Genomic DNA, 15119 nt, shown 5'->3' with positions numbered 1-15119 from the left:
CCGCGAAACCCGGCGAATCCTGCAGGCTTTTTTCAAGCACAAAGCAAGCACTCGGGGCCTCTCTTCGCCGCGGTATCCTCCTGCTCGTCCTGGATGCTGACGCACGGAGGGTCTATTCCTTGAGGAACGCCAGGCGGTAAACCTCGTTGACGAACGCGCTGCGCGACGGTGCACCCACGGATGCGGCCAGCTCGGTGAGCTCGTCCTCCTGTGCCCCGGTGATGCGCAGCTGGATCTGCGTGCCGCCGGCGCCACGGGAGCGGCGCTTGCGGCGCTGGAGCAGCCCACCAGCCTCGGCATCCTCAGGTGCGAAGATCGCCCGGATCTCCTCGAGGGGAACGCTCTCGAGGGCGTCGACGAGGAGTTCGTCATACGTCTTGTCGGGCTCGCCCGCAGCGATACCTTCACGACGGGCGACGCGAACCGCAGCGAGGACGACCGGGTTGATGTACGCGGGCACGTTGTCGACCTTGTTCTTGGCCGGATCGGCCGGGGCGGTCTCACGATTCGCCGGCGTCACAGCGGCAACGGGCTCAGCTGCAGGAGCCTTCGGGGTGCTCTCAGACGTGTCGGGGTTGGTAGCCGCCGGTGTGGCTGCCTCGCGCGGCGGAGACGGCTTCCGGGGTGCGAGGAGGCCGGTGAGTTCAGCTGCGTCTTCGCTGCCGGCGCCCTTGAATGCGTCGGCGAGGCTGCTCCTCTTGATCTCGGGGGCGTTCATGCGAGGACTCCTTCTGCTTCACGGTCCTGCTCGAGCTCACCGACGCGCTGCAGGAGCTCCTTGGTGAACTCCTTGTAGTTGTCGGCCAGCAGGCTGGGGTCTTGCGCGTAGAGGCCGTCGACGGGCTTCTCGCCGCTCTTGAGCGCCTGGATGCGGGCGGTCTTGTCGGCCTTCGAGGCCTGCTTGAGCTCGTGGACGAGGAGACCGCGCTTGCGGGCGTCGACGGCTGCGGCCTGGTGGTCTCGGATGATGGTGTGGAAGATCGGTGCGGAGTCCCCGACGATGCCGGAGAGGCTGTTGCGCACGTCTCGTTCGATGCGGCGGGAGCGGCTGTTGATTCCGAAGAGGAGGACGCCGGCGAGGCGGAGGTTGGGGTTGCGCTTGCGCACGGCCACGAACCGAGCGGCGACACGTTCGACGCCGTCGATGCTGGCCTCGTCCGATCGGGTCGGGATGACCACGGCGACGGATGCGGACAGTGCGGCTTCCACGAGGATCCTGTCGCCAGGAGGGGTGTCGATGAGGATGAGGTCGTAGTCGTCGGCTATCGCGGCGAGCTTCGACTCGAGGACCGCGTCGAGGCCTTCGGCGCCGCGCTGTTCACGGGCTCCGAAGACAGCCGGGGCATCTCCGACGGCTTCGCCTCCCGGGACCACGTCGAGGTTCTCTCGGACGTTCTTGAGCAGCGGCAGCGGCATGCTCGTCAGGAACGCGTTGAAGAGGGACTCCCCCGTGTCGGGTTCGAAGCCGAGCTCCCGGGACAGGTTGCCCTGCGGATCCAGGTCGACGGCGAGTACTCGCAGTCCCGAGGCGGCCGCCATGCCGGCGACGTTGGCGGTGGCGCTGGTCTTGCCGACGCCTCCCTTGCCCTGGGCGACGCTCACGCAACGCTCAATACTCATCGGTATCTCCTTCAGTAGTTCTGCTTGTTTCAACGTATGAGAGCTAGCGCGAAGTCCTGCGGTTCGACACGCTATTTTTCCTGCTCGATTTCGTGCGGTTGTTGTTGCGTTACGTCCTGCCGTATCCACTTCGTGAATTATGGTTAGCTTTCCTTCGTGACGTAACGCCTACCTTATGGCCTTAAGTATGGCGGTAAGTGTAGGTGGATGTCCAGCGTTAGTTGCCGCGTGTCGCGTGGCGGTCGTGGATTCGATCCACGGCGGCAGCGAGGGGAGTGCCCGGGGTGAGCTGAGAGGTGACGGCCGTGACGGTGTGGGGGAGGGACGGGCTGAGCGTGACCTCAACCGCCGGTTCGCTTTCCCGTGTCCAGGTGAGGGCAGCGTGGCTTGTCGTCAGCTGCCAGCCGTCAGCCGTGAGTTGCTTGTGCATGGTCGTGAGGTCTCCGACCAGCTCTTGAGTGGCTGCGGGAGCGTCGTACAGGCGGATGCCTCGGCCGAGGATGGTGGTGACGAGCTCGACGACGTCGGTACGGCGCTCGCGCGCGATCGGCTTCCGTAGCCGCCTGGTGGAGGCGAAGAACGCCCGTGCGGCTTCGCGCGCTGCCGCCTGCTCCTCCGGGGTCGGCAGCTCCTGCAGGGTGCTCTGGCGGAGCTTCTCGGCTCGTTCGAGATCCTCGCGACGGATCCGCTCGAGCGTGGTCTCGCCCTCGGTGAGTTCGGTCAGGCGCCGGAGCGTCCACGCGAAGTGCGCGAGCGGATCCCGCAGCTCCTCATGGCGAGGGGAGCGAAGCTTCCCGGCTTCGATGAGGCGCTGGAGAGCGTCAGCCAGGCTCTGGGCCGTGTAGCGGCGCGGTGTGATGCGGTTTCGTTCGAGGATCCGGGCGAGGTTGCCGATGTGGCGGCCGCCGCGGAGTACTCCAGGGCGCAGCGGGGCGCCTGGGCGGGGTGCGGAGCCGTCTGAGAGCAGGAATCGCTGGGCGATAGCCCACACGAACCGTTGTGTTTCGAGATCGCGAGGTGCTCTCGGGGACCGTGCATGTGACTTCCTCTTCAGCTTCGGCCGCGCAGCGGCCTTCTCGCGCGCTCCAGCGCGTGTTGGTGAGTACTTTTGGACAGGGGGGGTGTTGTTAACCGAACCCCTGCGGGGTAGGTGGAAAGTATCCACAGGCACGGCTTCGGATACCCGCTCAGCGCCACGAGGATCGTCCGTGTGGGCTTCTGTGGTGAGGGCGGGCATGGTGAGGGCTCGGACGGATCCTGCGGACTCCTGGTAGCTACCGTGGACCTTACGCGCCAGGGAACGTTCTTGGGGGGAGAGGTGGCGGCCGCGCACGATCGTCACGGACGCTCCGATGGCCTCGAGGATCCTCCTGGCGGTACCGACGTGCCGGCCAGACATCCCTAGCCGCTTCGCGACCGTCTCCCTCGACGTCGTGACGCCACGGCCGGAGGTGGAATCTGCCGTCGATGCATCGTCGCGAGCCACCATGATGACCGTGTCCGCCTTGATCTTCCCGCGGCATAGCTCCACACCTCGAGGAGAGGCGAGTTCTTCGACGACCCAGCTCATCCACGCTGACCGTGACCGCCACGCGGGCACAGCCGCGTAGGCGCCGTCTTCAACCGGCAACGACCACGACGAGCACCCTCCGGCGACACGTCGCGAAGCACGACGCGTTGCCTGTGCGGCATCGATGTTCGCCGCTGTAGGCGCGTTCGACTGCGCCTCGACAGGCGTGCGAGGATCTTGAATGCCTGAATGCGAGTAGCCAGGGAGCGAATTCTGCTTGCAATTTTCAATCAAACTGCTTGCAAAATTGGGCTCTAAATCCTGGCGGTAACTCCAGCGCTGGAGTACGATGAGAACACCTCCCAGGCCCACTGGTGGGTATAAGAAAGCCCCGGGTCCACTCCCGGTGCTGAACCAGGAAGCCGATTGCCAAATCGGATTCCTACAAAATTCAGATCAGTGTCGCCAAACATCTGAGATCTGAACCCAAAGCGAACGGGCCCTCTGCTTCGGCAGGGGGCCTCTTGCGTTAAGCGCTGTCGATAGGCAGCTCCCCGTCCCGATCGAGCTCCGGAACCCAAGAGGGGATCCCTTGGTCGGTGAGCTCCAAGTTCGCGGCCATGCGCTCGACGAACTCGGAGGCAGACATGCGTGAACGCTTCGCAAGCTCGTTGATGAGGTCGCGTGTAGTCCGCTCGATTCTCCAGTTCACAAGAACGGGGTCGACGAGCGCACCCATCTTGCGGCGAGGCTTCTTCTCTCGCATCTGAGGTTCGATCGGGTCGCTCACGTCGCCATACAAGCACACATATGTCTGTGTGTCGACGATTAACCGTCGGCGCGTCGAGCAAGTCAATCATCCGCTTACACCTCGCTCGCCTCGAGCGGCGTGCGCGTGATGAGGGTGTTACCGGTCGGGATGGTCTTGGAACCGGGGTCTCCTGTGGCGAAGTCGCGGTAGGAGAAGGTGATGTCCTCTTCGTCCTCTTCGGCGAACTCGGCCAGGCCCCAGGTGTCGGAGTCTTCGTCGACGAGGATCAGGATGCCCTCGGCCCGGAGCTCACCGTCGACGAGCAGCTCTTCGGGGAACTGGTCGACGGCGGGGGAGTAGCCGCTGAACATCTCGGCCTCGTCGGATATCTCCGGCTCTTCCTCTTCGATCTGGATGCGCTCGAGGAGAGCGACCTGAGCTGCGAGCTTTTCGCGGCGGATGTCACCTTCGGCATCGCCGAGGATCTTGCGTTCGCGCTCGATGAGCTCGGGGTCGCCGGCGTTGATGATCGGCGTGGCCATGTGGTGGCCGTAGTCGGCGTAGATCGGCTTGCCCTTTTCGTCGACGTCGATGACGTCGTCTTCCAGGTCGACGATCTTCATGATGTCGTGGATGCGCTTCTTGGGGCGCATGTTCTCGACGAGCTGCAGGTCACCGGGGAACACCCACCGCTCGGGGTGCTCGGCGTCGGTCTGGTACGGGTCGGGCGTCCAGAAGCCCTGCACCTCGACGGCCTGGCCCTGCTTGTTGTAAGCGATGCCGCGGCCCTTGGCGGTGGTGGGGATCGTCGTGCCGGTGGTGTAGTTGTTCCACATCATCTTCGCGGCCTCGGCCGAGAGGCGGCCCCAGCTGGCGCGGAAGGTGTAGTTGTCACGCATGTCACCGGTGAGGAAGTCGGCGTCAGGGCGCTGGAGGCCGTTCATGATGTGGATGCGCATCTTGCGGCCGAGGGAGGCGATGTCGCTGATCTCGTCGAGGACAGGCGGCTGTGCTGCAGCCCCGCGCGGCTTGACCATCCGGTACCAGCGCAGCAACGCGTTGCGGAAGGTCTTGAACTCGTCGATGACGAACAGGATCGGCACGAACTCCTCGAGGCGGATGGATCCGGCCTCGTATGCGGCCATGCGGCGCTGCATCTCTTCGTAGACCTCGTGGGCGACGCGCGCCTGGTGGTCGATGCGGCCGGCGATGAGCTTGACGTTGGGCCAGGTGCGCAGTCCGAGCATCTCGAAGCGCTTGCCGTCGATGCCCCAGATCTCCCAGCCGTGTGCGGCGAGGAATCCGATGACGCCGAGCTCGCAGACGGTCTTGCCCTTACCGGTCTTCCCGGTGGTGAGGAAGTGGGGATCTTGCTTGGGGCGCCAGCTGATGACGTTGCCGTCTTCGTCGATCGCGACGGGTACGGCCAGGTCGTCGTAGGTGGCGAGAGGGTCGACGGTTTCGGGGGCGATGAACGGGTTGGGGATGACGCTCGGCAGCTCGGGGCGGGGTTCCATCCAGAAGGTGTCGTTGGGGAGATCCCAGAACGCCCTCCAGCGGCCTTCGAGCACGCCGGAGATCTGCGACTCGACGGAGGCGCGCACGCCGCTGCGGGAGAGTTTCGGGGCGACCTCGTACTTGACGCTGATGCGGGTGACCTTCGTCGAAGTGATTGTCTTCCCGTCGACCTGGCGGGTGATCGGCTCGGTGGCGACGGTGGTGTTGGCGCTGCTGCCGAAGGTCTTGGCGACGATGAGCTTGGAGCGTTCGATCTTCTCGTCGCGATCGCGCTCGACTGCGGAGGTGCCGGAGGCGACCAGGATGACGGTGCTCTTCTTGTGCTTGGCGATCTTGAATGCGGATCCGAACTGCCGCTTGGCGAGCCGACGGATCTCCGCGAGCATCTCGGGGACTTCCTCGTCGGCGAGCGGGTTGTAGACCACTTTGAGCTGGGTCGGCTTCCCCACCCAACCGCCGCGGTACTTCGAGGGCACGACCTGGCTGCGGTGGGGGTCTGGCCAGCCGAGGATCCCATGCACCCGGTGCAGGAACAGGTCTGCGTCGTCGTGGCGTTCACGGTTGCGGAGGTACAGCGCGACGGTGCCGGCGATCAGGAGGGCGCCGAGGATCCCGATGAGCACGGCGCCGACAGCGTTGGAGGTGATGTACGCGAACATGCTGATCGCGATCGTCGAGAAGAGGACGATCGCGATAGCTGCAGTCGGCTTCGTTCGTGGCGGAAGCGTCGACCCGGGGATGATCATGCGGCTCATTTCTCAGCCTTTTCCTTGCGGGCCGCGCGGGCGCGGAGCAGGAGCACGATGAGAGACACGATCGCGCCCACAACGCACAGCACGATGAGCACTCGGGGGAGATCCAGACCGATGCCGTCGTGGAAGGGGATCAGCACGTTGTCGGTGACGAGGATGTGCCAGTTCACGAGGGCATCCCTCACGCCCGGGACGAACTTCGCCAGCAGCGGTGGGACGAAGATCATCCCGGCCAGGATGTAGATCAGGGTGTCGGTGTCGTTCTCTTTCACGATGTCTCCTCGAATCGGGCTCTCACTTAGAAGGGGTGGGCGCGGGCGCTGTTAACCGACAAACTGCCTATTCGGTGGTTTCGGGCGGCATCAGGGTGAAGGCCTTCCAGGCGCCCTGGCCGGTGGTGCCGACCTCGGCTGCGCGTACGAGCTCGAGCCTCCAGACGCCGATGTCGGTGGGGATGTCGACGATGACGAGGGTGGAGCTGGGAGCGTCGACGATGGTTGCCGGGCCGGTCAGCTGCGTCACGGTGATCATGCGTGGGTCGGTGTACGCCCATGCGACCTGCGCCTCCACGGTGAGTAGCGGGGAGAGTTCGGCCCACCAGGCGTCGTAGTCGCGGTCGTGTGACACGAACGCGGTCATCGCTGTCTCTGCGGCCGCCACCGCCTCCTGCTGGCTCTTGAAGTCCGCCTTGTCTTCGCCAACGGGTTCACCCAGCGTGGGGAATCCCTCGGGGCGCTCCGGTCCCTGCACCGCGGTGGGGGTCGGGGTGGGTTGTTCGATGTCGTCGGGGGCGGTGCATCCGGCGAGCAGAAGCATGCCGGCGACGGCTGCCGTTGCGGTGATCAGGTGGATTCTCATGCGCTTGCCTTTCCCCAGTACTCCCAATGCCAGGCCTCATCTGGCCCCTGCCCGCCGGGTTCGGCCCACGGCGGATGCACCCACCCGTAGGAGGGTCCGTTGCGCTTGAGCCAGTCGTAGATCTGGCTGTTGAAGCCGATGGCCCAGTGCCCGCGGTCACCGACGTCGATCGCCATCGCCCAGCCGTGGTTGCTGGTGCCGGGCTCGGCGGCGTTCTTGCCGTACTTCCGCTTCGCTTCGACCTGGCCGGGGTAGTCGCGGTAGCCGTCGTTGATCGGGAGGTCGTACCCGAACTCGGCCTTGAAGGCCGCGTTGAGCTGGATGAGCGCCTGGGTCGCGTCGCCGCGCAGCTTGTACTCGGGCTGCCAGGGGATCGGGGTGAGGAGGTTCTCCGGGATGCGGCCGTTCTGGTGTCCACCCCACGCCCCGGGCTCGGTGCCGTTGGCTGCCGGGTACTCTCCTGTGGAGCCGACGCCGCAGCTGCCGGCGTCGGTGCCCGAGGTCAGCGGAAGACCGGTCAGGGTGGAGACGATCTCACTGGCCGCGTCGAAGAACTTCGCGTAGTGGTACGGGTTGGCGTTGCCCTGCACGCGGTGTGCGGCGATGGTGGGCTGCAGTGTCTCCCAGCCGCTGACCTTGAGCAGTGAGGTCAAGAACTTCGTCGCCGACGTCTCCGGGTTCATCCGTTCCGCGTTGGTTCCCCACCACTTCTGCTGCTGGAACAGACCGATCGAGGATGTCGCCGAGCCGTCGGGGTTCGTCACGCCGCTGGTCTCCCAGTCGCCGTAGCCGATGTTGACGAGGCTGGACTCGCCCATCGCAGTCATGACGCCGATCACCTGACCGCGGCCGTCGATGCCGAGCTTCTGCGCGGCGATGACGATGTGGGCGGCGTTGACGAGCTGCTCGTGCTTGTATCCGGCGATCGGGCCTGCAGGGACGCCGGCGACGTCGACCTCAGCGGTCTGGGTCGTGCCTTGCTCGTTGGGGAAGCACCCTGCGGCGTTGGCGCCGAAGATCACCGTCATACCCATGACGAGCCAGTACACGAGCACCGCGGCGGGGATTACTGCGATCGCAGTGATCCCCGCGATGACACCGCCGGTCTTCTTCACTTGACGCCTCCTGTGGTGGCGGATGCCGCGGCGGCTGCCAGACGAGCGCGGAGTGCGCTCGAGGACGACGACGCCGCGCTGCTGACAACGGACGATGTGGTGGCCGCAGCAGCCCCGGTAGTGGGGGTGCTGACGGGTGTCTTCGGTCGGTAGGAACTCGTGCGCGACGGTGCCTCGCGGGCTGCGATCTGGCTGGATCCCGTAGCGTCGACGACGATCTGGCGCCCGTACGCAGCGAATGACGACCCTGCAGGCCGCTCGTCGTTGTCTCCGTCGCCGGTGGCCTTGTCACCTCGAGAGGCAACCTGCTCGATGCCGCGCTGCAGGACGAACTTGCCGCCCTCCTTGGTCAGGGTGAGCACCGCGGCGCTCGTGCCGCCGGTCGCGGCCGCGAGAGCGACGGATGCGCCGGTGGTCAGCAGCTTCGTCGCGGCAGCCTTCACCCCGCCTGCCTTCTTCACATCGGTCTGGGTGAGCTCGATCATCGGCTGCGCGGGAGCAGCTCCTGCGGGAATGCCGGTGATCGCGGGCTGCGGTGCAGGGCTGGGGGTTGGGGTCGCGCTGGAGGCGGCGGTGGCGGCCGCCGCGGGAGAGCCGCCCGTCGCTGCCGCAGCAGCTCCAGCGGCCGCGGCTGCAGCAGTGGAGGCCTTCTGGTGGGCGTTCCACGACAGACGGTTGGAGACGTAGTTCTCTGCCATGCGTTGCGCGCGATCGCGGATCGGGTGCGCGCGGTCAGCGGACTTGCCCAGGCCGAGACGGGCGAGCCGCTCGGAGAGCTTCTCCCCGGCCTTCCTGGCCTTGTGGAAGTTCCAGATGAGCGCGATCGCCATCGTGAGCACCACGGCGTTGATGACGATCATCTGCGCGAGTGTCGACAGCGGTGTGGTCTCTGCGAGCGCCATCATCATGCTGGTGGTGATGGACAGGAACCCGGAGACCAGGACGATGCTGGCGCCGATGCTGAACAGGCCTGCGAGGATCCCGAGGGCCGAGCTCCACCATGCACGACGGGCGAATCCTGGCGCGATCGCGGCGTAGGTGGAGAACAGCCACTTGCCGGCACTCCACAGCGTGAAGCCGGACGCGAGGAGCAGCACCATCCCGAGGATGAGCGACAGGAAGTTCAGGGCGCTGGATCCTCCAGCAGCGATGCCGGCGGTGATGACGAAACCGATGTTGGTGTTGGAGGCGTACTCGGCGGCATCGGGGGCGCAGGGGCGAATCGCGTCACGGACGGCGGCGCCGTCTTCGAACGGCTTCGAGGCGATCATCGCGTCGTTGAACGCGGTGGCGCACGAGCCCTCGAGCAGCTGGCCGAACACGATCTCCTGTGCGGGGTAGCGCACCCAGGCGTCCATGATCTGACCGATGAGCGCTTCGGAGACGACCTCGCGGGCGGTGTCGGGGGAGGGCATCTTGTCGAGGAAGGATGCGTCGCCGCTGGAGATCGATGCGGCGATGGATCCGCCCCATGCCTGTGCGGTGCGCAGGCCTCCGTCAGGGCCGGTGATCAGACCGATCGGGTTCGCGAGGAGGGTGACTGCGAGGACGCTCGCAGCGACAGAGATGGCCATGTCCGTCGCTCCCGCGGCGACGCGGCCGCGCATGATGGCGACGAAGCCGATGATCGCGGCGAGGGCGAGGCCGACGGGGATCCATCCGATCTGCGAGAGAAGGCCCGACAGCATCTGGAAGATTGCTTCGATAGGCGGGGCGATCCAGTCGATCCATTCGAGGGTGACGATGAACTGCATGAACCACAGGCCCCAGCTGAGGCCGGTGAGGTTCGCAACCCAGATCGCGTCGACGGTCTGCGCGAGGAACGCCTTGATCGGGTCGAACACGCCGCCACGATCCATCGGCAGGGACACGTACTGGGCGATCGAGATCCCCGAGCTGTCCTTGGCGTCGATGGGGGCGAGGAACGGCAGGGTCGCGCCGGCGTCTCCGTCGGCTGCGTACGCGAGGATCACGTTGCCGCCGAGGATCGATGTGATCGTCCAGATGCCGACGAGGATCGCCACCGTGCGCAGCGGGTGGCGGCGGATCCACTTCCACACACGGCGGATGCGACGACGAGTCCCCTCAGCGGTGCGGGCGATGGGTGCGATAACGGTCATGAGTTCACCTGCTCGGTGGAGGGCTTGACGGTCTTCGGGGTAGAGAGGGTGGCCGCGGCACGGTCAGGGCGGCGGGAGACGCGCGTGCGGATCTTCCCCATGCGGCCTCGGGCATCACGGAAGAGCGCTTCACCGCGGCGCCCCACCGGCACCTTGTTGTCGGCGCCAAGAGGTGAGAGGCCTTCGGTGACGGTCTGCACGTTCGAGGGGTTCTTGCTGAACCCCTCCTGGAACCACTCGAGGTTCGACTTCGCCGCGACGGAGTCGGTCTGACGGGTCAGGATCCGGTTCTTGATGAGCGAGCGAGTGATCTCGTCGCCGAAGTCGCGGGCGTCCTGAGATGCCACGAGAACGGGTGCGCCGTGCTTGCGGCCGTCGCGGAGGAAGCGGTTGATCTCCGCGAGGCCCTGGGGGCTGGCGGTCACGTGTGCGAGCTCGTCGGCGGCGAACACGGCGAGCTCGTTGCTGTCGCGGAAGCAGATCTCTCGGGCGATGCGGGTCAGCAGCGCGTACATGGCGTGCCCGAAGAGCTTGTCCAGGCCCAGCTGGTCGAACATGGCCGCGTTGTCGATCTCTTCCTTGGTGGGGAGGGCGACGCCGTGGGTGAGGAAGACGATGCCGCGGCTGGCGAGGTTCAGCGGCGGAAGGTCGTTGTCGAAGAGGACGGCGCCGTACTCGGTGTCGGCGTAGAGGTTCATCAGACCCGCGAGCTCGCGGGCTGTCTCGTCCGTGCGGCCAAGTTCGGTCAGGCGGGCGAGGAGCGCGTTGGCGTTGGTCAGCCCGGCGTTCTCTGCCTTGCGTTCGTTGAGGACGTCGGCAAGCATCACGCCCGCTGCGGAGCGGGCCTTCACGCCGAGGAGGGCGGAGCAGAGCGTGAGCATCTGGCTGGCGCCTGCCTTCGCGCCGAAGATGCGCAGCGGGTCGAGTGACCACTCCGGGGCGACGAGGTCGACGATCGTCGCCTGGGACGGGTCGATCGACTCGGCGAATACCCCGTACTCCTTGGCGTCGGTGCGGTCGATGACGATGAACCGGCCGCCACGATCATGCACGGCGCCGAGGATGATCTTCATCGCGACGGACTTTCCACCACCCGGCTCACCGGCGATGCCGATGGAACCGGAGACGTCACCCGTGATCTGTCCCCACAAGTCCAAGAGCACCGGCGGTTCAGTTCCCGACGTGATGTTGTCGGCGAAGAGGAGGCCGGTTCCGTCTCCGAGGTCCGTGGAGGTCATGGGGGCGAGCGAGGCGAACTGCGTGCCCGTGGTCAGCTCCGCGAACTCCTTCACGATGCGCTCGGACGGGTGCCCGGGCCACATCGCCCACCAGAGCTTTTCCTGACCGCCGATGGGGATGTCGAACTGGAACTCGAGGTTGTCGGCGAAGTACTTCTTGGTGAACTGCGCACGCTCGGTGGCTTCGTCGGCGGTGTCTCCGGCAACGGCAACGATGAACGTGGCCTGGATCTCCACCTCTCGCTCGGACGCTCCGAGGGCCTGGTGCCATTCGCTGAGATCGCGGGCAGTGACGTCGAGGTCGCCACCGGATCCGGTGATCGCCGCGGTGCCCTCCTGCTGATCCATCTGGTCGGTGAGATTGATCTCTGCGCGGGCGTTGCGACGCTTCGCATCCCGGGCTCGCAGGCTCTGCACCCGGAAGACCCAGTCGGCGTTCACGCCGAGCTCGTCGAGCGCCCCGACCCAGTCGAGATCCTCATCCCACCCACCCCGAGGGCTGCCAGCCAGGGCCATCAGAACCTGGTAGCTGGCCGCACCCGTGCGGGTGTCCGTCACCTTGAGGAAGCGGTTGGCGAGCGGGTTGATGCGGCTGATCTTGCCCTTCGAGTCGGTCTGACCGCCCTCGTCGAGGTGAGGGAGCGGGTACGACTTCGGTGTGGTGGTGTGCTGCAGGTGCTCGTCGATCAGCACCTTTGTGGCCCCTCGGGGGAGCTCGTCTGCGCGGGGCGCCGGCGCCGGGTTCTCGTACAGCCCGCGGGTCATTGCGTGGGTGCCGATCCACAGCTGCTCGGCCGGGGTCGACCGACGCGGGATGAAGGACGCCGGGATGGCTTCTTCGATACGAGCTGCAGCGCGCATCGCTGAGGTGATCTCCTCGGCCGAGGGGGCGCGCAGCGGAAGCGCCACGGTCTCGCGGACGGAGTGCTCCATCCAGCCGTAGACCATGCGGGCCTTGTCCTTGAGGCTCCGAACGCGCAGGGGCACGGAGATCCAGTACTCCCGGCGGCCGTTGGGGCGCATGTCGAACTCGTCCATGCTGAGGAGTACTTCCTCGGCCCAGACGGGGTTCTCGCTGACGTCGACGCCGGCGAGCATCTTGTTCGCGATCTCCTCGGGGGAGACGATGCCGCCGAAGCCCATCAGCATGTACTCGCCGATCAGGCCCTGTGCCAGCGCGCGGTGGATCTTGCGTCGGACGTCGTTGAGCTCGCTACCGCCCAGGCCCTTGGGGAGTCCGTCGAGGCGCCAGGTGGCCCACACGGTGCCGGTGCGCGTCCACTTCAGGTGGCCCATGATCGCGATGTCGGGGATGCGCATGTCAGCTCTCCTTGGTGCGTGCCTGCTCGAGCAGACGGTCAAGCCCCGACGCGTAGCGAGCCGGGGCAGTGGGGGACGGGGCGAGGGTGATCGGGGGAGTTTCCGCAGCCGCAGTGATCGACGGTGCGGGAACCGCCACCGGTGCAGGGCTCGGGGTGACGACGCGGACGGGTGCGGGCTCGTCGACGGCGGGGGCTCCCGCGATCAGGACGGTTCCCGTGAGGCGATGGGGCGATCGCAGTTTCATCGGCTGACCGTTCAGCGTTCCCGCTGCGGGGTTTGCGATCGCCCCCACCGTGTCGGCGGCCATGTGATGGATCTTGCGTCGTGTCGAAGGAAGCTGGCCGGCCAAGTACAGGGCGACGGCAGCCATCCCCAGCAGTGCGACGATGCGGACGAGAGGGAACGTGCCGAACAGCGGCCCCCACACGCTCATCGTGTTCCACCCGATGACGAGCACGACACCACCAGCGATGAACTGCGGGACCGAGTAGGGCCCGCCGGGAAGACGGGTGTTGCCCGCCTTCCCGACCATGATGGGGATGCGGCGAACGCTCGTGTAAAAGCGGCTTACGCGTGGCCGCTCGGCATCGGGAGTACTCATGGGCTGGGCCTACGAGAATTCGCCGCGGAACAGGTTGCCGATGAGCTGGAGGCCGCCGTTCAGTGCGAAGTACGCCAGGCCGGCGACGAACAGTCCGCCGAGAACCGCACCTGCACTGAAGCCCTTCTTGAACGCGGTGATGAGGAACAGGACGACGATGACCGTGAGGCCACCGTTGACGACGAGGGCGTACAGCTCGTTGTTGAACCCGTTGGCGGTGCCGATGATGCCGTCGGCGTGGACGATCAGCTGCGTGCCGACGTGGTCGAATCCGGCGGCGAGTGGCTGGATGAGAGATTTCACTGGTCTTCTCCTTCGGTGGTGTCATCGGTCGATGACGGGGTGGGTGCAGGGGACTCATCGACCTGGGCGGTCGAAGAGGACTGAGAGGTGCTGAGGCTGGTGACTTCCCACCGCCCAGCACGAGCGGTCAGGTCGACGAAGTACGTGGCGGTGACCGTGCGGCCTTCGGCGGTTTGGAGGGTCACGAGAGCCTGCACGAGGGTCGTGTCACCGTCGGCAGGAGACTTGGACGGCTGCTCCTCGGCGAAGAACGACACCGGGGTCAGGAGGGCGAACGGTGCCGGGGAGATCGCGGGGATGGTGACGCCAGGCGTCAGGTAGGAGCTTGTGCTGCCCTGGCCGATGAGGTACGCGGCCAGCATGAGCTGGATCGTCTCGACGGCGGGAGAGTCGGAGGAGAGCTGCGTGTTGAGTCCGAGCCCTGCGGCTCCCGCAGTCGACTGCGGGCCGACAACGGGCGCCGGGTATCCGATAGCGCTGAGGCGGTCGGATGCGGTGTCAACGACTACCTCGTAGTAGCGGCGAACCCATGCCGGATCGTCTTCGCCTGCCTGTTCCATCACATCGGCGCCGACCATGACGGTGACCGTGGTGGCGTCCTCAGTGGGTGCTGTCTCCACCACGGCGATGTTGCGGTACTCGAAGGGGATGTCGCCGAGTCCCGGGGGAGCGGTGGTGACGTAGGTCTCCAGCGCCGTGCTGTCCTCCTTGGTCGCCGACAGCCAGCTGCCGACGAAACCGATGGCGAAGGATCCAGCTGCCTGCTGCAGCGGGGTGAGGTCGCTGGACTCGGCCGCGGCCGCCACGGGAGCGGATCCCTGTCCGCGCGCAACCAGCATGCCGATCGCGATCGGCCCGCAGGCGATCGCGATTAGCACGACGACGGTGACGGCTTTCGAACCGAGGAGGGAGCCGTTCGTGAAGCCGGCCGACTCTGCAGCGCCGTCGTCGATGGGTGCCTCGGCTGCCGCCTCGGCAGGCTTCTTCTTTCCGAAGAGTTTCATGCCGCACCGTCCGTGGTGTTGCGCTGCGGAAGGTCGACGGGACCGGTTGTGAGGCGCTGGTAGGTCTCCGCGGCGTCTTCGTACCGACGGGACTGGAGGAAGGCCAGTGCCCGCTCTCTGGTCGCCTGATCGAACAGCCCCTCATGGAGATCGAGAGCGATGTCCTGCCCCTCGTCGTAGACCCCGAGCACCTCGGCCTGATTCTTCAGTTCGCCAAGAAGCTCAGGCCCGATCTCCTCCACGTCGCGACCCGCCTGTGAGCCCATCTCGATCTCTCCCATCGATCCCGGGCCCGGCATGGACCCTCCTACCCGTAAGGGGCAGCCAAAAACGGGCGAAACCGACAAAGAGATCGAGAAAAAGTTCGCGGGGTCCGCCGGTACACGTGAACTTCCCCGGAATTACG

General features: G+C 66.2%; 14 protein-coding genes. All 14 read right to left on the bottom strand.

What is annotated here, in order from left to right; translation table 11 throughout:
• Nucleotides 1–112 precede the first annotated feature (112 nt).
• Nucleotides 113–718, bottom strand: a complete 606-nt coding sequence (locus GLO27_RS19110) for a hypothetical protein (RefSeq protein ID WP_167256550.1) — start codon at nucleotides 716–718, stop codon at nucleotides 113–115.
• Nucleotides 715–1620, bottom strand: coding sequence for a ParA family protein (locus tag GLO27_RS19105; RefSeq protein ID WP_167256548.1), 906 nt, complete (start codon nucleotides 1618–1620; stop codon nucleotides 715–717). Before GLO27_RS19105 ends, GLO27_RS19110 begins: the two co-directional genes overlap by 4 nt.
• Before the next feature lie 217 nt (nucleotides 1621–1837).
• Entirely contained in the window at nucleotides 1838–2611 is a 774-nt protein-coding gene (locus GLO27_RS19100; RefSeq protein ID WP_167256546.1) for a hypothetical protein, read from the bottom strand.
• Nucleotides 2612–3659: 1048 nt separating this feature from the next.
• On the bottom strand, nucleotides 3660–3920 hold the full coding sequence (locus GLO27_RS19095; protein WP_347878416.1) for a hypothetical protein: 261 nt from the start codon (nucleotides 3918–3920) through the stop codon (nucleotides 3660–3662).
• 74 nt (nucleotides 3921–3994) lie between these two features.
• Nucleotides 3995–6154: a cell division protein FtsK gene (locus GLO27_RS19090; protein ID WP_167256544.1), complete on the bottom strand. Its 2160-nt coding sequence runs from the start codon at nucleotides 6152–6154 to the stop codon at nucleotides 3995–3997.
• The gene (locus GLO27_RS19085; RefSeq protein WP_167256542.1) at nucleotides 6151–6423 is read right to left on the bottom strand and encodes a hypothetical protein; all 273 of its coding nucleotides are present in this window, start codon (nucleotides 6421–6423) and stop codon (nucleotides 6151–6153) included. The genes GLO27_RS19090 and GLO27_RS19085 overlap by 4 nt, the downstream gene beginning before the upstream one ends.
• Before the next feature lie 67 nt (nucleotides 6424–6490).
• The gene (locus tag GLO27_RS19080; protein ID WP_167256540.1) at nucleotides 6491–7009 is read right to left on the bottom strand and encodes a hypothetical protein; all 519 of its coding nucleotides are present in this window, start codon (nucleotides 7007–7009) and stop codon (nucleotides 6491–6493) included.
• Nucleotides 7006–8124, bottom strand: coding sequence for a M15 family metallopeptidase (locus GLO27_RS20350; RefSeq protein ID WP_167256538.1), 1119 nt, complete (start codon nucleotides 8122–8124; stop codon nucleotides 7006–7008). Before GLO27_RS20350 ends, GLO27_RS19080 begins: the two co-directional genes overlap by 4 nt.
• The gene (locus GLO27_RS19070; RefSeq protein ID WP_167256536.1) at nucleotides 8121–10244 is read right to left on the bottom strand and encodes a hypothetical protein; all 2124 of its coding nucleotides are present in this window, start codon (nucleotides 10242–10244) and stop codon (nucleotides 8121–8123) included. Before GLO27_RS19070 ends, GLO27_RS20350 begins: the two co-directional genes overlap by 4 nt.
• The gene (locus GLO27_RS19955; RefSeq protein WP_243844956.1) at nucleotides 10241–12802 is read right to left on the bottom strand and encodes an ATP-binding protein; all 2562 of its coding nucleotides are present in this window, start codon (nucleotides 12800–12802) and stop codon (nucleotides 10241–10243) included. The genes GLO27_RS19070 and GLO27_RS19955 overlap by 4 nt, the downstream gene beginning before the upstream one ends.
• Before the next feature lies 1 nt (nucleotide 12803).
• Complete coding sequence (locus tag GLO27_RS19060; protein ID WP_167256534.1) at nucleotides 12804–13406, bottom strand: hypothetical protein; 603 nt, start codon at nucleotides 13404–13406, stop codon at nucleotides 12804–12806.
• A 9-nt stretch (nucleotides 13407–13415) separates the two neighbouring features.
• Nucleotides 13416–13709: a hypothetical protein gene (locus GLO27_RS19055; protein ID WP_017831612.1), complete on the bottom strand. Its 294-nt coding sequence runs from the start codon at nucleotides 13707–13709 to the stop codon at nucleotides 13416–13418.
• On the bottom strand, nucleotides 13706–14713 hold the full coding sequence (locus tag GLO27_RS19050) for a conjugal transfer protein (protein ID WP_167256532.1): 1008 nt from the start codon (nucleotides 14711–14713) through the stop codon (nucleotides 13706–13708). Before GLO27_RS19050 ends, GLO27_RS19055 begins: the two co-directional genes overlap by 4 nt.
• Nucleotides 14710–15012, bottom strand: coding sequence for a hypothetical protein (locus GLO27_RS19045; RefSeq protein WP_017831610.1), 303 nt, complete (start codon nucleotides 15010–15012; stop codon nucleotides 14710–14712). Before GLO27_RS19045 ends, GLO27_RS19050 begins: the two co-directional genes overlap by 4 nt.
• Nucleotides 15013–15119 lie beyond the last annotated feature (107 nt).

It is taken from the genome of Microbacterium sp. Be9 (assembly GCF_011754135.1).
GTDB lineage: Bacteria > Actinomycetota > Actinomycetes > Actinomycetales > Microbacteriaceae > Microbacterium > Microbacterium maritypicum_A.
Note: the sequence above shows the minus strand (reverse complement) of the source record. Positions and strands in the feature narration are given on the sequence as shown.